This window comes from Sinorhizobium glycinis (assembly GCF_001651865.1).
Lineage (GTDB): Bacteria > Pseudomonadota > Alphaproteobacteria > Rhizobiales > Rhizobiaceae > Sinorhizobium > Sinorhizobium glycinis.
Genome location: NZ_LPUX01000047.1, coordinates 16902 through 38897, shown reverse-complemented (window position 1 = coordinate 38897; position 21996 = coordinate 16902). Strand labels below are relative to the sequence as shown.

At 63.2% G+C, this 21996-nt stretch carries 17 protein-coding genes, 1 tRNA gene and 1 pseudogene; 11 read left to right on the top strand and 8 right to left on the bottom strand.

Going from position 1 to position 21996, the window contains the following annotated elements:
- The first annotated feature begins 84 nt into the window (after nucleotides 1-84).
- Nucleotides 85-291 carry a hypothetical protein gene (locus tag AU381_RS01895; protein ID WP_156528523.1) on the top strand — a complete coding sequence of 69 codons (207 nt, stop codon included), beginning with the start codon at nucleotides 85-87 and terminating at the stop codon, nucleotides 289-291.
- Between the two features lie 236 nt (nucleotides 292-527).
- On the opposite strand, the gene AU381_RS01890 is transcribed toward AU381_RS01895, so the two are convergent.
- The 4 genes from AU381_RS01890 to xylF form a co-directional block, all read right to left on the bottom strand.
- Nucleotides 528-604, bottom strand: a tRNA-Arg gene (locus tag AU381_RS01890).
- Between the two features lie 266 nt (nucleotides 605-870).
- Nucleotides 871-1656 carry an ATP-binding cassette domain-containing protein gene (locus AU381_RS01885; protein ID WP_064240132.1) on the bottom strand — a complete coding sequence of 262 codons (786 nt, stop codon included), beginning with the start codon at nucleotides 1654-1656 and terminating at the stop codon, nucleotides 871-873.
- 15 nt (nucleotides 1657-1671) lie between these two features.
- Nucleotides 1672-2985, bottom strand: coding sequence for a sugar ABC transporter permease (locus AU381_RS01880; RefSeq protein ID WP_064240131.1), 1314 nt, complete (start codon nucleotides 2983-2985; stop codon nucleotides 1672-1674).
- A gap of 151 nt (nucleotides 2986-3136) precedes the next feature.
- Nucleotides 3137-4177 (bottom strand): D-xylose ABC transporter substrate-binding protein, encoded by a 1041-nt coding sequence (gene xylF, locus AU381_RS01875; RefSeq protein WP_064240130.1) that lies wholly within the window; start codon nucleotides 4175-4177, stop codon nucleotides 3137-3139.
- Between the two features lie 241 nt (nucleotides 4178-4418).
- Between xylF and AU381_RS01870 the strand changes: the two genes are divergently transcribed.
- The 3 genes and pseudogenes from AU381_RS01870 (at nucleotide 4419) to aac(6') (ending at nucleotide 8767) form a co-directional block, all read left to right on the top strand.
- Nucleotides 4419-5630, top strand: coding sequence for an ROK family transcriptional regulator (locus tag AU381_RS01870; protein ID WP_064240129.1), 1212 nt, complete (start codon nucleotides 4419-4421; stop codon nucleotides 5628-5630).
- A gap of 121 nt (nucleotides 5631-5751) precedes the next feature.
- Nucleotides 5752-8106, top strand: a complete 2355-nt coding sequence (locus AU381_RS01865; protein WP_064240128.1) for a bifunctional diguanylate cyclase/phosphodiesterase — start codon at nucleotides 5752-5754, stop codon at nucleotides 8104-8106.
- Between the two features lie 209 nt (nucleotides 8107-8315).
- Nucleotides 8316-8767: pseudogene (gene aac(6') / locus AU381_RS01860) on the top strand (aminoglycoside 6'-N-acetyltransferase).
- Nucleotides 8768-8904: 137 nt separating this feature from the next.
- Here the strand turns inward: aac(6') and iolG are convergent.
- A complete protein-coding gene (gene iolG, locus AU381_RS01855; protein WP_064240127.1) occupies nucleotides 8905-9897 on the bottom strand; it encodes an inositol 2-dehydrogenase in 993 nt (330 codons plus the stop codon).
- A 425-nt stretch (nucleotides 9898-10322) separates the two neighbouring features.
- Here iolG and AU381_RS01850 point away from each other — a divergent pair, with 425 nt between their 5' ends.
- Nucleotides 10323-10532 (top strand): hypothetical protein, encoded by a 210-nt coding sequence (locus AU381_RS01850; protein WP_064240126.1) that lies wholly within the window; start codon nucleotides 10323-10325, stop codon nucleotides 10530-10532.
- A 24-nt stretch (nucleotides 10533-10556) separates the two neighbouring features.
- Here the strand turns inward: AU381_RS01850 and AU381_RS01845 are convergent, their stop codons facing one another.
- Together AU381_RS01845 and AU381_RS01840 are read right to left on the bottom strand one after the other, a co-directional pair.
- Entirely contained in the window at nucleotides 10557-11015 is a 459-nt protein-coding gene (locus AU381_RS01845) for a hypothetical protein (protein WP_064240125.1), read from the bottom strand.
- A 98-nt stretch (nucleotides 11016-11113) separates the two neighbouring features.
- A complete protein-coding gene (locus AU381_RS01840; protein ID WP_064240124.1) occupies nucleotides 11114-12097 on the bottom strand; it encodes a LysR family transcriptional regulator in 984 nt (327 codons plus the stop codon).
- Between the two features lie 274 nt (nucleotides 12098-12371).
- Here AU381_RS01840 and chvE point away from each other — a divergent pair, with 274 nt between their 5' ends.
- From chvE to araD, 6 genes are all read left to right on the top strand, one after another.
- Complete coding sequence (chvE, locus tag AU381_RS01835; RefSeq protein WP_064240123.1) at nucleotides 12372-13439, top strand: multiple monosaccharide ABC transporter substrate-binding protein; 1068 nt, start codon at nucleotides 12372-12374, stop codon at nucleotides 13437-13439.
- A gap of 187 nt (nucleotides 13440-13626) precedes the next feature.
- On the top strand, nucleotides 13627-15162 hold the full coding sequence (gene mmsA / locus AU381_RS01830) for a multiple monosaccharide ABC transporter ATP-binding protein (RefSeq protein ID WP_064240213.1): 1536 nt from the start codon (nucleotides 13627-13629) through the stop codon (nucleotides 15160-15162).
- The gene (mmsB, locus tag AU381_RS01825; protein WP_064240122.1) at nucleotides 15162-16376 is read left to right on the top strand and encodes a multiple monosaccharide ABC transporter permease; all 1215 of its coding nucleotides are present in this window, start codon (nucleotides 15162-15164) and stop codon (nucleotides 16374-16376) included. The genes mmsA and mmsB overlap by 1 nt, the downstream gene beginning before the upstream one ends.
- Before the next feature lie 156 nt (nucleotides 16377-16532).
- Nucleotides 16533-17528: an AraD1 family protein gene (araD1, locus tag AU381_RS01820; RefSeq protein WP_064240121.1), complete on the top strand. Its 996-nt coding sequence runs from the start codon at nucleotides 16533-16535 to the stop codon at nucleotides 17526-17528.
- A gap of 71 nt (nucleotides 17529-17599) precedes the next feature.
- Nucleotides 17600-19033, top strand: a complete 1434-nt coding sequence (locus tag AU381_RS01815) for an aldehyde dehydrogenase family protein (protein ID WP_064240120.1) — start codon at nucleotides 17600-17602, stop codon at nucleotides 19031-19033.
- Between the two features lie 96 nt (nucleotides 19034-19129).
- Nucleotides 19130-20875, top strand: a complete 1746-nt coding sequence (gene araD, locus AU381_RS01810) for an L-arabinonate dehydratase (protein ID WP_064240119.1) — start codon at nucleotides 19130-19132, stop codon at nucleotides 20873-20875.
- Between the two features lie 254 nt (nucleotides 20876-21129).
- Here araD and AU381_RS01805 read toward each other — a convergent pair whose 3' ends face one another.
- Nucleotides 21130-21984 carry a transglutaminase family protein gene (locus AU381_RS01805; RefSeq protein ID WP_064240118.1) on the bottom strand — a complete coding sequence of 285 codons (855 nt, stop codon included), beginning with the start codon at nucleotides 21982-21984 and terminating at the stop codon, nucleotides 21130-21132.
- Nucleotides 21985-21996 lie beyond the last annotated feature (12 nt).

The window sequence follows — 21996 nt, the reverse complement described above, 5'->3', positions numbered from 1 at the left end:
TTGTTAGTTGCACATTGATTGAACTATACTTATGCGAGCGATTCGCGGAAGGGCATCGCGGGATGGCGAGGGAAGACAATGCAGATGATCACTAAGAAAACGGTTCTGGCCATTTTGTATGGCGCGATCATCTGGTTAGTAGGGGAGACGGGTGGTCCGGTCTATGCTGCGGTGATGGTCGGCACCACCACCGTTGCGTATTCGCTCCACGCTGATCGCAAGATGACAGAACTTGAGCAGCGATTGACAGACCTGTCTTGGCGACTTCGTCACGTGATAAAAGACGAGTAGCGGTATACAGTCCCGAAGCCATTTTTAGGAGTTTCCATGCGGCTGATTTCATTGCTGCGTTGACGGTACTCGCGATCACTTTTCTCCATTACGGGACGGCGCTAGCCAATGAAGACCGTCGCGCCCTTCAGGGACTACCTGCTGCATCAAACCATGGAGTTGTCGGAGAAGGAGCGTCCAGCTCTGTTCCAATGACGTTCGTCGGTGCAGTCAATTTGGCAATTTTTCCATGGAAATGGCGCACCCGACAGGATTCGAACCTGTGACCTTTGGAATCGGAATCCAACACTCTATCCAGCTGAGCTACGGGTGCATCCGTTGGCGGCAGGGCCGCCGAAGCAGGCTGTGAGCGGTTCTTAGCCCAGCTTGCGTGCCGCTTCAATGGTCAATTGCAGGAGATTGGGGGGGAATCTCGCTTTCCAATGCGGGCTGTGGTCGCGGCGCATCGCTCATGGTGCGGCGCGGCCCAAGAAAAATGCCGCATCCGGGGATGCGGCATTCAGGCTTGGGCGGATTGGTCGACCAGGACTGCAGCGATGTTCGGGGGGCGCTTCAGGCCCTTGTCGATCTGGCCGCGCCTCAAGCCATCTGCATGGCGCCGGGGCCGGGGATGGCTTTGGCCGGTACCTTGCCCATGATGATCATGCCGAGCACCTCGTCCTTGGTGACGTCCTCTGTGCGGGCGTGGCCGACGACCTGGCCGTTCTTCATCACCGAGACGCGGTCGGCGAGGTCGAAGACGTCGTGGATGTCGTGGCTGATCAGGAAGATGCCGATGCCCTCGCGCTTCAACTGCTTGATGAGCTCGCCGACCTGCGCCGTCTCCTGCGGCCCGAGGGCCGCCGTCGGCTCGTCCATGATCAGGATGCGGGCGTTGAAGAGGATGGCGCGGGCGATCGCCACCGATTGCCGCTGGCCGCCGGAGAGCGCCTTCACCGGTTCCTTGAAGCGCTGGAAGTTGGGGTTGAGGCGGCCCATCACCTCGCGCGCTTTAGCCTCCATCGCCACGTCGTCGAGGGTACCCCAGGGGGTGCGGAGTTCGCGGCCGAGATAGAGGTTGGCGGCGGCGTCGACATTGTCGGCGACGGCGAGCGTCTGGTAGATCGTTTCGATGCCGTATTTCTTGGCGTCGCGCGGGTTGTTGATGTCGGCCGCCTCGCCGTTGATCAGGATCTCGCCGGCATCGCGCTTGTAGGCGCCGGAGAGAATCTTGATCAGCGTCGACTTGCCGGCGCCGTTGTGGCCGAGGAGCGCCACGACCTCGCCGGGGTAGAGATCGACGGAAGCGTTGTCGACCGCGTGGATGCCGCCGAAGGAGATGGAAATGTTCCTCATTTCCACGAGCGGAGTGCGTTGTTCAGTCATTGTTCGAACTCCTGATTACTTGGCGCGGGCGCGGTAGACGGTGTCGAGCCAGACGGCGGTGACGAGCACCATGCCGACGACGATCCGCTGCAGCGGGCTGTCGATGCCGAGCAGCACCATGCCCGACTGCAGCGATTGCATGACGAGCGCGCCGAGCATGGCCCCGGCGATGGTGCCGGTGCCGCCGGCAAGCGAGGTGCCGCCGATGACGGCCGCGGCGATCGTATAGAGCTCGTCAAGCTCGCCCTGCGCATTGGTGGCGGCATTGAGGCGGGCCGTCGAGATCGCCGCGGCAACGGCGCAGAGCATGCCCATCAGCGCGAAGATCCGGACGGTGACCCAGCGGGTCTTGATGCCGGCAAGCTCGGCCGCTTCCGGATTGCCGCCGAGCGCGAAGACGTAGCGGCCGAAGCGCAGGCGCGTGGCGATGAAAGTCATGACGATGCCGATCAGGATGGCGATCAGCACGGGAATGGCGATGCCATGGGCGATGAAGAGGCCTCCCTCCGGCCAGGCGATCCCGTTCGCCTCGGCATATTTGCGGGCGATATTGGTGGGCCAGGGATAGTAGTTGGCGATCGCCACGGCGCCGAGCACGAGGGCGCAGCCGACCGCCGACAGGAAATATTCGGCCCAGATCGGGCGGCGCGGAAAGCCGAAGCGTTTGCGCTGCTTGCGCGAGTGGATGATGCTGGCGACGATCGCGACGCAGGCGATGAGGCCGACGATCCAGCTCGCCGTCGCGCCGATCGACCCTTCCGTGCCGCCGCCCATCAGGCGGAAGGTCGAATCCATCGGGGCGACGGTGCGGCCGCTCGTGACGAACCAGGTGGCGCCGCGCCAGACGAGCAGTCCGCCGAGCGTGACAATGAAAGACGGCACGTTCAGGAAGGCGATGATTATGCCGTGCAGCGCGCCGATGCCGGCGCCGAGCAAGAGGCCCGCAAGGAGCGTGACGATCCAGGTGGCGGGGTGGTTGAAGCCGAGGAGCTGCGGCAGCAGTTCCGCCTGCAGCACGCCCATGATCATGCCGACGAAGCCGAGGATCGAGCCGACCGACAGGTCGATGTTGCGCGTGACGATGACCAGCACCATGCCGGTCGCCATGACGGCGACCGAGGCGGTCTGCACCGACAGGTTCCAGAGGTTGCGCGCCGTCAGGAACAGCCCGCCGGACAACAGATGGAAGCCGATCCAGATGATCAGCATCGCGCCGACCATGCCGAGCAGGCGCGTGTCGATCTCGGTGGCGCGGAAGAAGCGCTTCACCGGGCTCTCTTCCGCGCTGCGGGCGCGATTGAAATGTGCGGTATGTGTCGTATCGGCCATGGCCGCCGTCCCCCACTGATTTTACGTGTTACCGGTCGCTCACGAGGCGTCGCCGCAATCATACCACCCGCGCGAGGAACCGTTCCGACCTCATGCAAACGCCGCAACGGGTGACGTTGCGGCGTTCGAGGTCAATGCAAAAGCCCGTCCGTCACTTGCAGGCGGCGACGGAGCCGGCAGCCACGCCCTGGCAGGCTGCATCCTTGGAAATCCAGCCGGCGTCGATGACGACGTTCAGATTGTCCTTGGTGATCGCCATCGGCGCCAGGAAGACGGATTTCATGGCGACGCCCTTCGGGCCGCCATTGAAGGTCTGGACGCCTTCGATCTCGTCCATCGTCTTGCCGCCGGCGAGGGTGGCGGCAATTTCCGCGGCCTTCTTGCCGAGCTCGCGGGCGTCCTTCCAGACGGAGACCGTCTGCGTGCCGAGCGCCACGCGGTTGAGCGCCGCGTGGTCGCCGTCCTGACCCGAGACCGGAACGGAGCCGGCAAGGCCCTGCGCCGAAAGCGCCGCAATCGCGCCGCCGGCCGTGCCGTCGTTGGAGGCGACGACCGCATCGACCTTGTTGTCGTTGGCAGTCAGGAACTGCTCCATGTTCTTCTGGGCGTTTTCCGGCTTCCAGCCGTCCGTATAGGCTTCGCCGACATTCTTGACCTTGCCGGCGTCGACGGCTTCCTTCAGCACTTCCATCTGGCCGGCGAAGAGGAAGTCGGCGTTCGGATCGGAGGAGGAGCCCTTGATGAAGACGAAGTTGCCTTCCGGCTTCGCCTTGAACACTTCGCGGGCCTGCATGCGACCCACTTCCTTGTTGTCGAAGGTGATGTAGAAGGCGGCCGGGTTTTCGATCAGGCGGTCGTAGCCGACGACCGGAATGCCCTCGGCGGTCGCCTTTTCGATCGCCGGAGCGATCGCGTCGGAGTCCTGCGCAAGCACGATCAGCGCGTTGGCGCCCTGGGCGATCAGCGATTCGATGTCGGTGAGCTGCTTGGCGGCAGAGGACTGCGCGTCGGCGGAGATGTATTTGTCGCCGGAGGCTTCAAGCGCGGCCTTGATGGCGGCCTCGTCGGTCTTCCAGCGTTCTTCCTGGAAGTTCGACCAGGAAACGCCGACGACGAGGTCTTTGGCGACCGCTGCCGAATGCATGGACGCGATGATGGCAGCTCCTGCCATCAGCTTCAAAATGGACTTCATTCTATCCTCCCAAATGGCAGCGCCGCGCGTACGAACCTCCCGCACGCATCCCCGACGAGCCGGTGAACTGCTGCCGCAAACATCGCCGCCGCTTCTCCGGGGCTTTTTTCTCGACAGTCGAGAAAATAAATGTCAGAGTTTTAGAAGGCTGTCAACAAGGCCGGTAAGCTCTTGTTTCGCCAATCCGCAGATGCTTTGAGAGGGCATGTGATCCGCCATCCGCCAATGCCAGGGACATGGAATGCTGACTAAATCGAGCACCGAAGTCGTGCGTCAGCAAAACAGTGCGCTGGTGCTTTCGGCGCTGCGGCGAAAGGGGTCGCTCTCCCACACGGAAATCGCCGAGCAGACCGGTCTGGCCTCGGCGACCATCTCCGTCATCACGGCGGAACTGGAGCGGTCGGGGACGATCGCCAGGACCGAGCAGCATGTTCAGGGCGGCAGGGGGCGCCCGCGCGTTCTCTTTGCGCCGCGGCGGGACTGCGGCTACGTGATCGTCGTGCGCATCTCCTCCGACACCGTTCAGTATTCGCTGGCCGATTATGGCGGCGTGCTGCTCGACCGCTTCGAGGAGGCGCGCAGCCAGGACGCCGGCGGCACGGCGGCTTTCGGAGAGGTTTTCGTGGCGGCGCTCGAGCGTCTGCTGCAGCGCTCGCGCATCGAAAGAGACCGGGTGCTTGCCGTTTCCGTCAGCAGCAAGGGCCTGGTGGCGGGCGATGGCGCGAGGCTCCTCTGGTCACCGGTCTTCGGCAGCGAGGAGCTCGATTTCGCGAGACTGCTCGGTGAGGACTGGCGCGCCCGGGTGATGCTCAGCAACGAGACATTGCTCGTCGCCCAGGCGCTGGCTGCCAAGGCGGAAGAAAAGGACGACGGCTTCAGGGGGCTGGCGGCCATCTCGCTCGGCCACAGCATCGGTCTCGGTCTTGCCCGAAGGGGCCGCTCGGGAGAACTCGACGTTTTCGCGCCGAATTTCGGGCATATGCTGCACGCCTCGTCCGCCGGCCTCTGTCGCTGCGGCTCCTATGGCTGCATCGAGGCTGCGGCCGGTTTCTACGGCATCCTGCGCGCCGCCTTCGAGGTGCCGTCCGACACAATCCCGGCGAAGTTCGTGCCGCTCTCCGAAATGGACAAGATCGCCGCCGGCGCGCGGCAGGGACAGCGCATGCCTGGCTACGCTTTCCGCCAGGCCGGCATCGCGCTCGGCAACGGCATTTCGCGCATGCTCAGTCTCTACGAGCCGATGCCGATCTACGTCACGGGTCAGGGGACGCGGTATTTCGATCTGCTCCAGAAGGGGGTGGAGGAGGGGCTTGCGCAATCGCTGCAGGTGCGTCTCGAAGGCCTGCCGGAGATCACCGTCGTCGGCGACGAGCAGCGCCTCGTCTTCGACGGCCATCTCAACCGGGCCCTGAGCGCCGTCGACAGCGATATCACTGCAGCCGGGCATCCCTAATCTAGACCCCACCACCCGAACGGCTCGGCAGCGAACATTTCAGAGGCGAATTGTCATACTAGTACAATTTACGGTTATTTAGCGTCTCCTTGCGAAGCTGTTTCCGGGACGGGAGACAGCCATGTTCTCAGTTATCGAATGCATAAGCGATCGTCACGACTGGCGGCTGGTTCTGGTGGCGGCGGTCGTCTGTCTGGCCGGCTGCGCGGCGACGATGCTGCTCTTGCAGCGCGCCGAGCGCAGCGAAGGCCTTCAGCGGCACCTCTGGACCGCCGCCTGCTCCTTTGCCTGCGGCGTCGGCGTCTGGTCGACGCATTTCATTGCGATGCTCGCCTATGACGGCGGCCTGCCGATCGGCTACGATGCTTCGGGCACGTTGTTCTCCGTATTCGTTGCGGTGACCGCGTCCTGGATCGCCTTTGCGACCGCCCTCGTCGGCACCTCGCGCTACGCTTTCCCCGGTGCCGGAATTTTCCTCGGCCTCGGCATCGCCGCCATGCATGTAACGGGTATGCGCGCCATCGAGACGCAGGGGCGAATCGCCTTCGATCCCGAAATGAGCTTCGCCGCCGTCCTCTTCGGTCCGCTGATCGCCGCCTTTGCGCTCCATGCCTTCCACGCCCTCGGCGGCGCGCGCAAGCTTGTCGCTTCGACACTGCTCCTCGTGCTGGCGATCTGCGTGCTGCACTTCACCTCGATGAGTGGTGTGACCCTGGTGCCGGACCCGAGCGTGGCGGCAGCGGATGCGTTCGATCCCGTCTGGCTTGCCGGCGTCGTCGTCGTCGCATCGACGACGCTTATCCTCACGGCGATGGGCGCGCTCTTCATCGATCGGCACCTGACGGACCTGCGGGGGCTCGCCAATGCCTCGCTGGAGGGAATGGTGATCGTTTGCAATGGCAGGATCATCGATGCGAACGAGCGGTTTGTCAGCCTCTGCGGCGCGAAGGCGGCCGATCTTGTCGGAAGAAGGCCCGAAGAACTCTTCGCGCCACCGTCAGGACGCGAGCGCCAGATCGACAATGGGCCCGCGGAGGTCGAACTGATCTGCGCCGACGGGCGGCTTGTGCCGGTCGAGCACGTCTGTCGGACGATCGAATATCGCGGCCGGCAATGTGACGTGATCTTCGTGCGGGACCTCAGCGCCCGCAAGGAGGCCGAGAGGACCATCGAGCACCTCGCTCATCATGATGCGCTGACGGACCTTTCCAACCGCAGTTCCTTCGAGAGACGCATGAGCCAGGCGCTGACGGTCGCGGCCGCAAGGAACGAACAGCTCGCCATCTTCTGCCTCGACCTCGATCGGTTCAAGGCCGTCAACGATATCTTCGGCCATGGCGAAGGGGATCGGATCCTGCGCAAGGTTGCCGATCTTCTCCGCGCCGCGGCGGGCGAGGCGGAAACGGTTGCGCGGCTCGGCGGCGACGAATTCGCGATCCTGCAGACCGGGGCCGCCCAGCCGGAGGCGGCGCGGCAATTGTCGGACCGCATCCTCCGGCTCTTTGCCGAGGAGATGGATACCCACCGCGATCCGATGGCGGTCGGCGTCAGCATGGGGGTCGCCATCTACCCCGGCGACGGAACGACGGCCGAGCGGCTCTGCAACAATGCCGATACCGCGCTCTACCGGGCCAAGCAGTCGGGAAAGGGCATCGCCTGCTTTTTCGATGCGGAAATGGATGAGGCGGTGCGCTCGCGCCGGCAGATGGAGAGCGATCTCCGGCATGCGATCCTGCGGCGACAACTGTTCCTCGAATACCAGCCGCTCGTCGACGTCCGCGACGATCGGGTGGTCGGATACGAGGCGCTGCTGCGCTGGAGACATCCGGAGCGCGGGCTCATCGGACCGAACGTCTTCATCCCGATCGCCGAGGAAAGCGGCTCGATCATCCAGATCGGCGAATGGGTGCTGGAGCAGGCCTGCGCCGAAGCGGTCCGCTGGGCGGAGCCGCTGCCCGTTTCCGTCAACATATCGCCGGTTCAGTTCCTCGTGCCGAGTCTTTTCGATCAGATCGCCGCCATCCTGCGGCGCACCGGCCTCGAGCCCCGGCGGTTGGAACTTGAGCTCACAGAGGCCGCGCTGGTGCACAACAGGGAGGATGTGCTGGCGGCGCTCGTGCGGCTGCGCCTGCTCGGCGTGCGGATCGTCATGGACGATTTCGGCACCGGCCATTCGTCGCTCGCCAACCTGCAGACCTTCCCGTTCGACAAGCTGAAGATCGACTGCAGCTTTACGGCGGCGCTCGACAGGGACCCCGCGGCGCATGCGATCATCCGGGCGATCATCGCGCTTGGCCACAGTCTCAGCCTGCCGGTCGTCACCGAGGGTGTCGAAACGGAGCGGCAGAAGCAGATCATCATGGGGGAGGGGTGCCGGCAGATTCAGGGCTTCCTGACCGGCCGGCCGGGCGTTGCGCCGAGTGCCGGAGCGAACCCGTCGTCGGACGCCCCAGCGCTCCGACATGCCGACGCGTAACCTGACTCAGAGACAATAAAGGCCGGGAATGCCCCAGCCCCTAACCGAAATGTGGAATCCAAGTCGATACTGGTGCCGAACCCCCTTGTGGCATGGGTGTTTGGGGCGGTTTATCTTGCTGGAAATATCTTCGTGAAGCATTCTGCGCACTCGCCTGTCGCAAAACTGTCGCTTTAATTGGGGTTTTGCGACAAGGAGGGAACCGCAATATGGAATCGATTATTGAGATTGGGACCATAAAAGATGTTGAGCCATGGGCGCAGCTTCGCGTTGCGCTATGGCCGCATCACTCGCTTGAAGATCATCGAGCTGAGTTGGGCCGGGCGTTTCTTTCAGAAAGTGGAGAAGCCGTCGCGTTCATCGCGCGAAATGCTGTGAATGAAGCTGTCGGTTTTGCTGAGGCCACTTTGCGACATGATTATGTGAATGGATGCAGCAGCTCGCCCGTTCTATTCCTCGAAGGGATTTATGTCCGGCCGTTGACAGGCGAAAGGGTATCGCACGATTGCTTTGCGATGCCGTTGCCGATTGGGGGAAGTCGCTTGGGTGTGTTGAGTTTGGCTCTGACGCGCTGCTTGAGAATTCAGCCAGCCATGCGCTCCATACCGCTTTAGGATTTGAGGAGACACAGCGCGTCGTGTTCTTCCGAAAGCCACTGTAGGCCCACGAGGATGGCTTGTCGCGAAACTCACTCGCAAAAGTTGGAGTTTCGCGACAGACATTTGCTACAGAAAGTATTCTACATTTCAGTAGCGGCCGGGGGACGCCCGGCCTTTGGCATTCAAGATCGCTCCAGTGTCAGGCGAGGCTGATCTGGCGCTTCTCCGCGACCGACCGGACGGCCGCATCGGCAAGGGCGAGCGCCGCGAGGCCATCCCTGCCGGAGGGGGTGATTTCGGCACCCTTTTCGATCGCAGCGATGAAGCTTTCGATCTCGTTGGCATAGGCTTCGGTGTAGCGCGTCATGAAGAAATCATGCAGCGGCGGGCGCGTGTAGCCCTCGCCGGTGGCGATTTCGATCGAGACGGGGCGCTGGTTCTCGGCCGCGACGGCGCCCTTCGAGCCATGCACCTCGATGCGCTGGTCGTAGCCATAGGTGGCGCGGCGCGAATTGGAGATGATCGCCTGCTTGCCGGATGCGGTCTGCAGGATGACGGAGACGCTGTCAAAGTCGCCGGCCTCGCCGATCGCCTTGTCGACCAGCACGGCGGCCGTCGCCGTCACCGAAACCGGCTCCTCGCCGAGCAGGAAGCGCGCCATGTCGAAATCGTGGATGGTCATATCGCGGAAGATGCCGCCCGACCGCTTGATATAGTCGACCGGCGGGGCGCCCGGATCGCGCGAGGTGATCGTCACCATTTCGACGTCGCCGATCGCACCCGCGTCGATCGCCTTGCGCACCGCCATGAAATGCGGGTCGAAGCGGCGGTTGAAGCCGACCATCAGCTTCGCCCCGGTTTCCGAGACCACCTTCATGCATGCCTTGACGCGATCGACGTCGAGATCGATCGGCTTTTCGCAGAAGATCGCCTTGCCGGCTCTGGCGAATCGCTCGATCAGGTCGGCATGCGTGTCCGTCGGCGTGCAGATGACGACGGCGTCGATGTCGGAGGCCGCCTCGATCGCCTCGATTGTGCGAACCTCGCAGCCATAGGCCTTGGCGATCGCCTCCGCCGCGGCCGGAAACGCATCGGCAACCGCGACAAGGACGGCGTCCGGATTGCCGCTGACGGCTTTCGCGTGAACCTTGCCGATGCGTCCGGCGCCCAGAAGACCAAATCTCACTGTCATCTTCGTCTCTCTCGAATTCCGGTTCGAAAACCGGGTGGGTGCGCAATGATATTGACGCTCATCGCGCAGAGGCGTTGCGGGCACGATTGCGTCCGCGGGTAGCAGAATCCGTGAGAGCATAATGGGCGCTCCTTCAGCGCCCCACGCCTGGCTCTCCCGCCGTCAAATCCCGATTCTGGATCCTGCCTTGCGGCAGTTGCGGATAAAAATCGGAACGAAACGGCTAACATCTGTATTTTCGGAATGTTTATTCCATTTATTGATCCGGCGTCAAGCCGGTGACGACCCTTGTCGACGGCACTGCGTGTCTTGTCGGAGCGCTCCCAATACCCGGAAACTGCCCAAATATTATGTCCTTTAGTCGGTATCGATCTGAAGAAATATGCGATAGACGGGAGGCACGCAGTTTCGGCAGAGGCAATGTCATGATGAAATTCATCGACCCGGACCACCCTTTTTATCGGCCCATCTGGATCCGCGTGCTTATCGTTGCGCTGTGCGCGGTATGGACGGCTGTCGAGTTCTATGGTGGCCAGACGATGTGGGCGACGATCTTTCTCGTCGTGACGGCCTATGCCGGAGCGGCTCTGCTGATCTTCTACAAGCCGAAACAGCCGGACGAAAAAACAGACTGAAGCGGGCGACCAGACGAATAGCGGTTAGCTTGCGGAGAGCCGTCGCGACGCTTCGTCGATCAGCATGTTGGCAAGTTTCATTCGGATGGTGGCGTTCGCCCGGAACTCCGGCGGCAGACGGTCGGGGTGGTTGGCGGCCGCAAAACGGCGGCGCTTGGCAGCGAGCGTCAGCCCGGTTTCCCCTTCACCGAGATCAAGCTCGGCCGCGACATCGGCAAGGCTCGTGCGCTGCAGGTGGTCCGGCATGACGCGCGGTTCCCAGGCCTTTTCGGCTGGAGCAAAATCCCGATAGGCCCTGTCGACGGCGCCGAAGGTGGCGGTCGCCCGTGCCGGCGTCTCGAGGATGAAAGCCGGCGAACGGCCGATCGGCGGCTGCAGGCCGTCGCACGCCGCCTCTGCCCCCTGGGGCTGCGTGTCTTCATCGATAGTCTGCTCGGCCATCAGGCGCTCGAGCACGGATTGAAACACCGACATCCCGAACATGGCGCCTCCCGTGATCTGCCGCGCACAACGTTCGCACGCCAATCGAAGTGCCGCGCGAGCCAAGGCGATCTTGCCCATCGAGGATTATGCGGGCCTGATCACGTCCGGCTTTGCTTGAGGATCAGGTCGTAGAGCAGTTTCGCGCTGGGCGGGAGCGCGCGCCCCTCGGCGGTGATCAGGCCATACGGCTTGATGCGGATCGGGAACTCGGTCGGCAGGATGCGGATTTCGCCCGCCTGGGTGCCGTTGCCGGCGACGAGCCGCGCCACATCGAGGGCGACGGGGGCGATCGCGTTCGTGTTGCGGACGATCGACAGCGTCAGGATGATCGAGGATGTGTTGATGACGGTCGAAGGCAGCCGGACGCCGGCCGAGATGAAGCTATCCTCGACGGCGCGACGCAGCAGGGTGCCCGGCGGCTGAAAGACCCAGTCATAACCCGGCAGGTCGTCGGCACTGGCCGAAGCATGGTCGAGCAGCGGGTGACCCTGGCGGACGATCAGGCAGACTTCCTCGAAGCCGATTTCGACCAGGTTGAACAGGCGCGGATTGAGATCGTCCGGGATGCGGCCGACCACGAAATCATGGCGCGCGGCGAGCAACTCGCGTGTCAACACATTGCTGTTGTCGATCTGCACATTGATCTCGATGCCGGGATAGGCCGTTGAAACCTGGCGGATGGCCGGGACGGCGAGGTTGAGGGCGGGGCCGGTGACGGAGCCGAGCGACACCGATCCGCCGCTGCCCGTCTTCAATTCTGTAATTTCGCGCGCGGCCTCGCGCAGTTCGAGAAAGATGGTGCGTGCCCGCCGGGCGAGCGCTTCGCCGTAACTGGTCAATTCGACGCCCCTGGCCACCCGCGCGCAGATCGGGGCCTTCACGATCGCCTCGATTTCGGCGAGCATGCGCGAGGCGGCGGGCTGGGAGACGCCGAGCGATTCGGCCGCGGCGCTGATGCGGCGATGATCGTCGATCGCCAGGATGAGCCGCAAGTGGTTGATCTTCAATCCCGACCGGAAGAGGCCGGTATCGAAGGAGTCGCCTGCCTGGGTTGCGACGCTCGGCTTGCTGTCGAGGGTCATTGTCCGGCCCCGCTATTCAAGAGATTCAAAAATCACACTCTTTAAGAGTCGTATATCAATTTTGGTATGTAAGCAAAGCGATATTGTATTTGACAGTTATGGCAATTGATTCCAGTTTCCACCCATGTGCGCCAGCGCATGCGGGAGTATGCTAAGACAGGGAGGTCTTCCTTTATCTTGAAACGCCGCCGGGGACGATCTCTCCGGGTCGGTGAATCGCTGCGCATATGACGGGGGCTCCGGCCGCCGGCTTCAACACTCAGGGAGAGATCTGATGAAATTGATTACTTCGCTTCTCGCCGCCGCGGCGATGTCCGTCGCAGCTTTCGCTGCGCCGGTATTCGCCCAGGATAAGGGCACGGTCGGCATTTCCATGCCGACGAAGACGTCGACCCGCTGGATTTCCGACGGCGAAACCATGGAGAAGCTGTTCAAGGAAGCCGGCTACACGCCGGACCTGCAGTTCGCCGACGACGACATTCCGAACCAGCTCGCGCAGATCGAGAACATGGTGACGAAGGGCGCGAAGGTTCTCGTCATCGCCGCCATCGACGGCACGACGCTCTCCGACATCCTGCAGAAAGCTGCCGACGCCGGCGTCAAGGTCATCGCCTATGACCGCCTGATTCGCGATTCCGGCAATGTCAACTATTACGCGACCTTCGATAACTTCCAGGTCGGCGTGCTGCAGGCAACCTCGCTCGTCCAGGGCCTGAAGCTCGATGAAGCCAAGGAGCCGAAGAACGTCGAACTCTTCGGTGGTTCGCCGGACGACAACAACGCCTTCTTCTTCTATGACGGCGCGATGTCGGTCCTGCAGCCGCTGATCGACAGCGGCAAGATCGTCGTTAAGTCCGGCCAGATGGGCATGGACCAGGTCGGTACGCTGCGCTGGGACGGTGCGGTTGCTCAGGCCCGCATGGAAAACCTGCTTTCGTCCACCTACACCGATGCCAAGGTCGATGGCGTTCTGTCGCCCTATGACGGTCTCTCCATCGGCATCATCTCGGCTCTGAAGGGCGTCGGCTACGGCTCCGGCGACATGCCGATGCCGATCGTCACCGGCCAGGATGCGGAGCTGCCGTCGGTCAAGTCGATCCTCGCCGGCGAACAGTATTCGACGGTCTTCAAGGACACCCGTGAGCTCGCCAAGGTCACCGTCGGGATGGTCAATGCGATCATGGACGGCAAGGAGCCGGAAGTGAACGACACCAAGACCTATGAAAACGGCGTCAAGGTCGTTCCCTCCTACCTGCTGAAGCCGGTCTCGGTCGACAAGACCAATGCCAAGGACGTTCTCGTCGGCTCCGGCTACTACACGGAAGATCAGATCAACAACTGATCTGGCTCAAGGGTCCGCGGTTGACCGCGGACCCTTTCGCCTGATGCGACGTGCGTCCTTGCAGACGCACCATGGTCGCTGTGATAATTTGAACTGCTCGTGGTTTCCCGGATTGTCGACCGATCCGGGGCCATGCAGCGGGTGGAAGCCTGCAGTCTCTCGCAGATTGCCGCTGGAATGGCTGAATATGGACAACATCATTCTTGAAATGCGGGGCATCACGAAGACGTTCCCGGGCGTCAAGGCGCTCGACAATGTCTCGTTCAAGGTCCGCGAAGGCGAGATCCATGCCCTGGTCGGCGAAAACGGTGCCGGCAAGTCGACCTTGATGAAGGTGCTGAGCGGCGTCTATCCGGCCGGGACCTACGAGGGCGAGATCCACTATGACAGCGAGGAGCGTCGCTTCAGCACGATTGCCGACAGCGAAGAGCTCGGCATCATCATCATCCATCAGGAACTGGCGCTCGTTCCGCTGCTATCGATCGCCGAGAACATCTTCCTCGGCAACGAGATCGCCGACAAGGGCGTTATTCATTGGCCGCAGACCTTCGCCCGGACGCAGGAACTGCTCAAGAAGGTGGGCCTGACCGAGTCTCCCGCGACGCTGATCACCGATATCGGCGTCGGCAAGCAGCAACTGGTGGAGATCGCCAAGGCGCTCTCCAAGAAGGTGCGGCTGCTGATCCTCGACGAGCCGACCGCATCGCTTAACGAAAACGACTCCGACGCGCTTCTGAAGCTGCTCATGGAGTTCCGCAATCAGGGCATGACCTCGATCATCATCTCGCACAAGCTGAACGAGATCAAAAAGGTCGCCGACCAGATCACCATCCTGCGCGACGGCGGCACGGTGGAGACGCTCGACTGTCACAAGGAAGACATCAGCGAGGATCGGATCATCAAGGGAATGGTCGGCCGCGCCATGGAAGACCGCTATCCGCCGCGCGAGCCGAAGATCGGCGATACGCTGCTCGAGGTGAAGAACTGGAATGTGTACCATCAGCATCACCGCGACCGGCAGTTCCTTCACGATGTCAGCTTTACGGTTCGTGCCGGCGAGGTTGTCGGCATCGCCGGGCTGATGGGCGCCGGCCGCACCGAGACGGCGATGAGCATCTTCGGCAAGTCGTGGGGGCACAAGATCACCGGTGAGGTGACGATGCGCGGCCAGCCGGTGGACGTCAGCACGATCCCGCGGGCCATCAAGGCCGGTCTTGCCTATGTAACCGAGGACCGCAAGCAGCTGGGCCTCGTGCTGATCAACAACATCAAGGAGAACACCACGCTCGCCAATCTGAGCGCGGTGGCCGCGAACGGCGTCATCGACGAGCGTCAGGAGAGGAAGGTTGCGGGCGACTACCGCACCAAGCTCCGGATCCGTTCGCATTCGATCTATCAGGAGGCGGTAAACCTCTCGGGTGGCAACCAGCAGAAGGTCGTGCTGTCCAAATGGCTGTTCACCAATCCTGAAGTCCTCATCCTCGACGAGCCGACCCGCGGTATCGACATCGGCGCGAAGTATGAGATCTACACCATCATCAACCAGCTCGCAGCCGAGGGCAAAGGCATCCTGATGATCTCGTCGGAGATGCCGGAGCTGCTCGGAACTTGCGATCGCATCTATGTCATGAACGAGGGCCGCATCGTGGCGGAGCTTTCCAAGGAGGAAGCAAGTCAGGAATCGATCATGCGGGCCATCATGCGTTCAGGGGAGAAACACTAATGGTCGCCGATACGAGCACCCACACCACCAAACCGTCGATCGGGGACTACCTCAGGAACAACATCCGCGAATACGGCCTTCTGGTCGCGCTCGTCATCATCATGCTGTTCTTCCAGTTCGTCACCAGCGGCGTTCTCTTCAGGCCGGTCAACATCACGAATCTGGTGCTGCAGAACTCCTTCATCGTCATCATGGCGCTGGGCATGCTGCTGATCATCGTCGCTGGCCATATCGATCTATCGGTCGGCTCGATCGTCGCTTTTGTCGGGGCGATTTCAGCGATCATGCTTGTCAAATGGGGTCTGCCGGCCATCGTCGTCGTTCCCGCCTGTCTTGTCGTCGGCGGCATCATGGGGGCGGCGCAGGGTTACTGGGTGGCCTATCAGAAGATCCCGTCCTTCATCGTTACGCTCGCGGGCATGCTGGTGTTCCGTGGCATGACCTATGTCGTCCTTGGCGGACGTCCGATCGGGCCGTTCCCGAAGGATTTCCAGATCCTTTCGACCGGCTTCGTTCCTGATTTTCTCTACTTCCTCAACCCGAGCCCGGAGATCATCAAGAACATGGTGGCGCTCGTGGCGGTCCTGGCGCTCGTCGGCTATGCGATTTACGCCGGCCTGCGCAACCGCCGGATCAATGAGCAGCACGGCACCGAGAACGAGCCTTTCGTCTTCTTCGCGGTCCAGATGGCGGTCATCGGCGTCGTCGCCCTGTTCATCGGCTTCCAGCTCTCGACCTATCGCGGCCTGCCGAACGTGCTCATCGTCATGGGCGTGCTGATCGCCGCCTATACCTTCGTCACGACACGCTCGACGATCGGTCGCCGGGTCTATGCAATGGGCGGCAACGAGAAGGCAACCAAGCTCTCCGGCATCAACACCGAACGGCTGACCTTCTACGCCTTCGTCAACATGGGCGTGCTCGCGGCGCTCGCCGGCATGATCATCACGGCGCGGCTGAACTCGGCGACCCCGAAGGCCGGCGTCGGCTTCGAGCTCGACGTCATCGCGGCCTGCTTCATCGGCGGCGCTTCGGCCTCGGGCGGCGTCGGCAAGATCACCGGCGCGGTGATCGGCGCCTTCATCATGGGCGTGATGAACAACGGCATGTCGATCATGGGCATCGGTATCGACTATCAGCAGCTTATCAAGGGCCTCGTGCTGCTCGCAGCCGTGTTCTTCGACGTCTACAACAAGAACAAAGGCAAGGGCTGACCGGATCTCCGGTCGGCTCACACCGACCACATCATGAATGGGCGGCCGACCAAGGCCGCCATAGCTGGGTGGCGCGAGCCACTCTCGAGGCGGAGCATTGCCTTTCCTCATGGAAACGCGTGCCCCGAAGCCAACTCGCTCAGGAAGGATAGAGACGTGCTGATTTCCCAGGTCAGGAAGCAAGACGGATCGATTGCAGTCGCAGTGCGAGCGCCGCGTGAAACGGCGCGCGTGGTCAAGGACGCGAAAAGCGTCTACGCATTGGCAATGGAAGCGGCGAATGCCGGCAAGAGCCTCAAGGAGGTCATCGACGCCAAGGGTCTTGGAGAGGCGATCGATCTCGATGAAGCCTATGCCGAGGGGCGGATGCTGCCGCCGATCACCCACTCCGATCCGGCGCACCTGCATCTGACGGGCACCGGGCTGACGCACCTCGGTTCCGCCGCAACGCGCGATGCGATGCACAAGAAGACCACCGAGGCGGCCGAGGAGACCTTGACCGACTCGATGAAGATGTTCCGGATGGGGCTCGAAGGCGGCAAGCCGAAGCCAGGCGAAAAGGGCGTCCAACCGGAGTGGTTCTACAAGGGCAACGGCACGGCCGCGGTCGCCCCGGGCGAGCCGCTGACGTCGCCCTCCTTTGCCGAGGACGGCGGCGAGGAGCCGGAAATGGCCGGCATCTACGTGATCTCCGACAAGGGCGTGCCCTATCGGCTCGGCTTCGCGGTCGCCAACGAGTTCTCCGACCACAAGACCGAACGGGTCAATTACCTGTGGCTGGCGCATTCGAAGCTCAGGCAGGCAAGCTTCGGCCCGGAAATCCGCATCGGTGCGGCGCCGGACGACATTCGCGGCACCTCGCGCATCCTGCGCGGCGGCAAGGTCCTGTGGGAAAAGCCGTTCCTCTCGGGCGAAGCCAACATGTCCCACAGCTTCGCCAATCTGGAATATCACCACTTCAAATACGGTCTCTTCCGGGAGCCCGGCGATGTGCATGTGCACATGTTCGGGACGGCGACGCTTTCCTTCGGCGACGGCATCCGCACCCAAGCGGGAGACGTCTTCGAGATCGAGGCCAAGGACTTCGGCCTTACGCTCCGCAACCCGCTGGCGATCGCCGCGGAAGAAGAGATCGCCATACATCAGCTCTGATATATCTGCTACAGCAGCGTCGGGCCGCGACGGGCGGCCCTTGCGACAAGAAGACAAGGAGGCTGAAGCCCATGACACTTCACCAGAACCTGATTGCCGGCGAATGGGTCGGCGGCGACGGCGTCGCCAACGTCAATCCGTCGAACACCAACGACGTCATCGGCGAATATGCCCGCGCGACGGCCGAGGACGCGAAGGCGGCGATCGCCGCGGCCAAGGCTGCCTTCCCCGCCTGGGCCCGTTCCGGTATCCTCGAGCGCCACGCCATTCTCAGGAAGACCGCCGACGAGATCCTCGCCCGCAAGGACGAACTCGGCCGGCTGTTGTCGCGCGAGGAGGGCAAGACGCTCGCCGAAGGCATCGGCGAGACGGTCAGGGCCGGGCAGATCTTCGATTTCTTCGCCGGTGAATGCCTGCGCCTGGCGGGCGAGACGCTGCCGTCGGTGCGTCCGAACATCGGCGTCGAGATCAGCCGCGAACCGGTCGGTGTCGTCGGCATCATCACGCCGTGGAATTTCCCGATCGCCATTCCGGCCTGGAAGATCGCCCCGGCGCTCTGCTACGGCAACACCATCGTCTTCAAGCCGGCCGAACTGGTGCCGGGCTGCTCCTGGGCCATCGTCGACATCCTGCATCGCGCCGGCCTGCCGAAGGGCGTGCTGAACCTCGTCATGGGCAAGGGCTCCGTCGTCGGCCAGGCGATGCTCGACAGCCCGGATGTGCAGGCGATCACCTTCACCGGCTCGGTCGGCACGGGAAAACGCGTCGCGATGGCCTCGGTCGAGCATAACCGCAAGTTCCAGCTCGAGATGGGCGGCAAGAACCCGTTCGTCATTCTCGACGATGCCGATCTTTCGGTGGCCGTCGAGGCGGCGGTCAACTCGGCCTTCTTCTCGACCGGCCAGCGCTGCACCGCCTCGTCGCGGGTCATCGTCACCGAGGGCATCCACGACAGGTTCGTCGCGGCGATGGGCGAGCGCATGAAGGGGCTCGTCGTCGACGACGCGCTGAAGGCCGGCACCCATATCGGCCCGGTGGTCGACCAGAGCCAGCTCAACCAGGACACCGACTATATCGCCATCGGCAAGCAGGAAGGCGCTAGGCTCGCCTTCGGCGGCGAACTCATTTCGCGCGACACGCCCGGCTTCTACCTGCAGCCGGCGCTGTTCACCGAGGCGACGAATGCAATGCGCATCTCCCGCGAGGAGATCTTCGGCCCGGTCGCCGCGGTGATCCGCGTCAAGGACTATGACGAGGCGCTTGCCGTCGCCAACGATACGCCGTTCGGGCTGTCCTCCGGCATCGCCACCACCAGCCTCAAGCACGCGACGCATTTCAAGCGCAATGCGGAGGCCGGCATGGTGATGGTCAACCTGCCGACCGCCGGCGTCGATTTCCACGTGCCGTTCGGCGGCCGCAAGGGCTCGTCCTTTGGGCCCCGCGAACAGGGCAAATACGCCGCCGAATTCTACACAACCGTCAAGACAGCCTACACGCTGGCTTAAGACCCAGGACCGGGATGCGGAGGGCAGGTGCCTTCCTCATCCCGCTCTGAAGCCGACGTGTTCCCGCCCGCCCCACGGGCCCGAAGGAAGGAAAAGATGAAGAAGAAAGCTGAGTGGCCGCGCAAGCTGCGTTCGCAGGACTGGTTCGGCGGTACGGGCAAGAATGCCATCATGCACCGCTCCTGGATGAAGAACCAGGGGCTGCCCGCCGACACCTTCGACGGCCGGCCGATCATCGGCATCTGCAACACCTGGTCGGAGCTCACCCCCTGCAACGCGCATCTCAGGGACCTCGCGGAGCGCGTCAAACGCGGCGTCTATGAGGCGGGCGGCTTTCCGGTGGAATTCCCGGTCTTCTCGACCGGCGAAAGCACGCTTCGCCCGACGGCGATGATGTTCCGCAACCTTGCGGCGATGGACGTCGAAGAGGCGATCCGAGGCAATCCGGTCGATGGCGTCGTGCTGCTCGGCGGCTGCGACAAGACGACCCCCAGCCTGCTGATGGGCGCGGCAAGCGTCGATATCCCGGCGATTGTCGTTTCCGGCGGCCCGATGCTGAACGGCAAATGGCGCGGCAAGGATGTCGGCTCCGGCACGGCGATCTGGCAGTTCTCGGAAATGGTCAAGTCCGGCGAAATGACGCTGGAGGAGTTCATGGACGCCGAGCAGGGCATGGCCCGTTCCGCGGGAAGCTGTATGACCATGGGTACGGCCTCGACGATGGCGTCGATGGCCGAGGCCCTCGGCATGACGCTCTCCGGCAACGCCGCCATCCCCGCCGTCGACGCCCGCCGCCGGGTGATCTCGCAGCTCACCGGCCGCCGCATCGTCGAGATGGTCAAGGAAGACCTGAAGCCCTCCGACATCCTGACCAAGCAGGCTTTCGAAAACGCCATCCGCGTCAACGGCGCAGTCGGCGGCTCGACCAATGCGGTGCTGCATCTGCTCGCGCTTGCCGGCCGCATCGGCGTCGATCTCTCGCTCGACGATTGGGACCGGCTCGGCCGCGACGTGCCGACGATCGTCAACCTCCAGCCGTCCGGCAAGTACCTGATGGAGGAGTTCTATTACGCCGGCGGCCTGCCGGTGGTGATCAAGGCGGTCGCCGAGATGGGGCTCTTGCACAACGACGCCATTACCGTCAGCGGCGATACGATCTGGAACGACGTCAAGGGTGTTACCAACTACAACGAAGACGTGATCCTGCCCAAGGAAAAGGCGCTGACGAAGTCCGGCGGCATCGCCGTGCTGCGCGGCAACCTAGCGCCGCGGGGCGCCGTTCTGAAGCCGTCGGCCGCCTCGCCGCACCTGATGCAGCACAAGGGCCGCGCCGTCGTCTTCGAAAGCATCGAGGACTATCACGGCCGCATCAACCGCGAGGATCTCGACATCGACGAGACCTGCATCATGGTGCTGAAATATTGCGGCCCCAAGGGATATCCGGGCATGGCCGAAGTCGGCAATATGGGCCTGCCGCCAAAGGTCTTGAAGAAGGGGATCACCGACATGATCCGCATTTCCGATGCGCGCATGTCCGGCACCGCCTACGGCACCGTCATCCTCCACACCGCGCCGGAAGCCGCCGAAGGCGGCCCGCTGGCGCTCGTCGAGAACGGCGACCTGATCGAGGTCGACATCCCGAACCGCACGCTGCAGCTCCATGTCTCCGACGAGGAACTCGCCCGCCGCCGCGCCGCCTGGGTGTCACCGGTCAAGCCGCTCAACGGCGGGTATGGCGGCCTCTATATCAAGACGGTCATGCAGGCCGATACCGGCGCCGACCTCGACTTCCTCGTCGGGGCGCGCGGCGACCGCATCCCGATGGACCGCGACAGCCATTGATGAGGGGGAGGCGCTTCGCTTGTCAGCCACTGTGCTTCGGATTGCCCCTCTCCTCGGGTTAAACCCGAGGACTAGCCCTCTCCCCGCTTGCGGGGAGAGGGGACTTGGAGTTTGCCGCTCGCTCTTCTTCCGCGGCTGAGGAGAGGTGAGCGTGCCGCGTGTCCCCTTCGCCCCGCTTGCGGGGAGAAGGTGGCCGGCAGGCCGGATGAGGGGCAAACGCTCGCTCCGAGGCCGGGGCCAATGCCCCTACTTCATCACTGGCTCTGCGTCTGGCTCTGTTCACCTTGGCTCTGGCTTTGTGACTGCTGCTGCCTCTGCCGCTCCACCGTCACCGCCACTTTGAGCGTCTCGCTGGCGACGCCGTGGACCAAGCCGGAGACTGGCGCGGCATCGCGGTAGCAGAGGCCGGAGGCAATACGGACATAGCGGTCATCGGGGCAGATCTTGTTGGCTGGATCGAAGCCGACCCAGCCGAGGCTCGGTATGTGTATGTCGGCCCAGGCGTGGCTTGCGGTCTGCTCGGGATGGCCTTCGACCATCAGATAGCCTGAGACGTAGCGGGCCGGCAGGCCGAGCGTCCGGGCCGCCGAGACGAGGATGTGGGCGTGATCCTGGCAGACGCCCTTGCCGCGCTCCAGCGCCTCCTCGGCGGTGGTGCCGGCATGGGTTTCGCCCGGTTCGTAGGCGACCGTTTCGTGAATGACGCCCATCAGCGCGTGCATGCGCTCGAGATCGGTTGCGCCCTCCGCCGACTTCGCGAGCTCGCGGATCAGCTTGCCCGCCTTGCTGAGCGGAGTCTCCCGGGCATAGAGCCAGAGCGGCACATAGGACTGGTGCGCGCCGACGACGCCGGCCCGATCCTCCGTATCCACTTCGCCGCTCGCCTCGATGCGGAAGGTCGTCCGATCCGCGTCGACGCTGACGAGATGCGTGCGGTTGCCGAAGTGGTCGTCGTAGCTGACTTCAACCACGGCGCCTTCGACGAGCGTCCTCCAGTTCAACACCGTCTGGCCTGGCTGTGTCGTCGGCGTCAGCCGCAGCCGCTGCAGCGCATAGGACACCGGCTCGTCGTACTGGTACTCGGTCGTGTGGCTGATTTTCAGGTGCATTCCGCCCTCCCG

What these genes read in the sequence shown, in the direction of transcription:
- mmsA (WP_064240213.1), top strand. Translation starts at nt 13,627, where the DNA reads ATGGACAACATCATTCTTGAAATGCGGGGCATCACGAAGACGTTCCCG.
- iolG (WP_064240127.1), bottom strand. Translation starts at nt 9,897, where the DNA reads ATGACAGTGAGATTTGGTCTTCTGGGCGCCGGACGCATCGGCAAGGTT.
- AU381_RS01850 (WP_064240126.1), top strand. Translation starts at nt 10,323, where the DNA reads ATGATGAAATTCATCGACCCGGACCACCCTTTTTATCGGCCCATCTGG.
- AU381_RS01885 (WP_064240132.1), bottom strand. Translation starts at nt 1,656, where the DNA reads ATGACTGAACAACGCACTCCGCTCGTGGAAATGAGGAACATTTCCATC.
- chvE (WP_064240123.1), top strand. Translation starts at nt 12,372, where the DNA reads ATGAAATTGATTACTTCGCTTCTCGCCGCCGCGGCGATGTCCGTCGCA.
- AU381_RS01805 (WP_064240118.1), bottom strand. Translation starts at nt 21,984, where the DNA reads ATGCACCTGAAAATCAGCCACACGACCGAGTACCAGTACGACGAGCCG.
- AU381_RS01865 (WP_064240128.1), top strand. Translation starts at nt 5,752, where the DNA reads ATGTTCTCAGTTATCGAATGCATAAGCGATCGTCACGACTGGCGGCTG.
- AU381_RS01815 (WP_064240120.1), top strand. Translation starts at nt 17,600, where the DNA reads ATGACACTTCACCAGAACCTGATTGCCGGCGAATGGGTCGGCGGCGAC.
- AU381_RS01895 (WP_156528523.1), top strand. Translation starts at nt 85, where the DNA reads ATGATCACTAAGAAAACGGTTCTGGCCATTTTGTATGGCGCGATCATC.
- AU381_RS01880 (WP_064240131.1), bottom strand. Translation starts at nt 2,985, where the DNA reads ATGGCCGATACGACACATACCGCACATTTCAATCGCGCCCGCAGCGCG.
- xylF (WP_064240130.1), bottom strand. Translation starts at nt 4,177, where the DNA reads ATGAAGTCCATTTTGAAGCTGATGGCAGGAGCTGCCATCATCGCGTCC.
- araD (WP_064240119.1), top strand. Translation starts at nt 19,130, where the DNA reads ATGAAGAAGAAAGCTGAGTGGCCGCGCAAGCTGCGTTCGCAGGACTGG.
- AU381_RS01845 (WP_064240125.1), bottom strand. Translation starts at nt 11,015, where the DNA reads ATGTTCGGGATGTCGGTGTTTCAATCCGTGCTCGAGCGCCTGATGGCC.
- mmsB (WP_064240122.1), top strand. Translation starts at nt 15,162, where the DNA reads ATGGTCGCCGATACGAGCACCCACACCACCAAACCGTCGATCGGGGAC.
- AU381_RS01840 (WP_064240124.1), bottom strand. Translation starts at nt 12,097, where the DNA reads ATGACCCTCGACAGCAAGCCGAGCGTCGCAACCCAGGCAGGCGACTCC.
- AU381_RS01870 (WP_064240129.1), top strand. Translation starts at nt 4,419, where the DNA reads ATGCTGACTAAATCGAGCACCGAAGTCGTGCGTCAGCAAAACAGTGCG.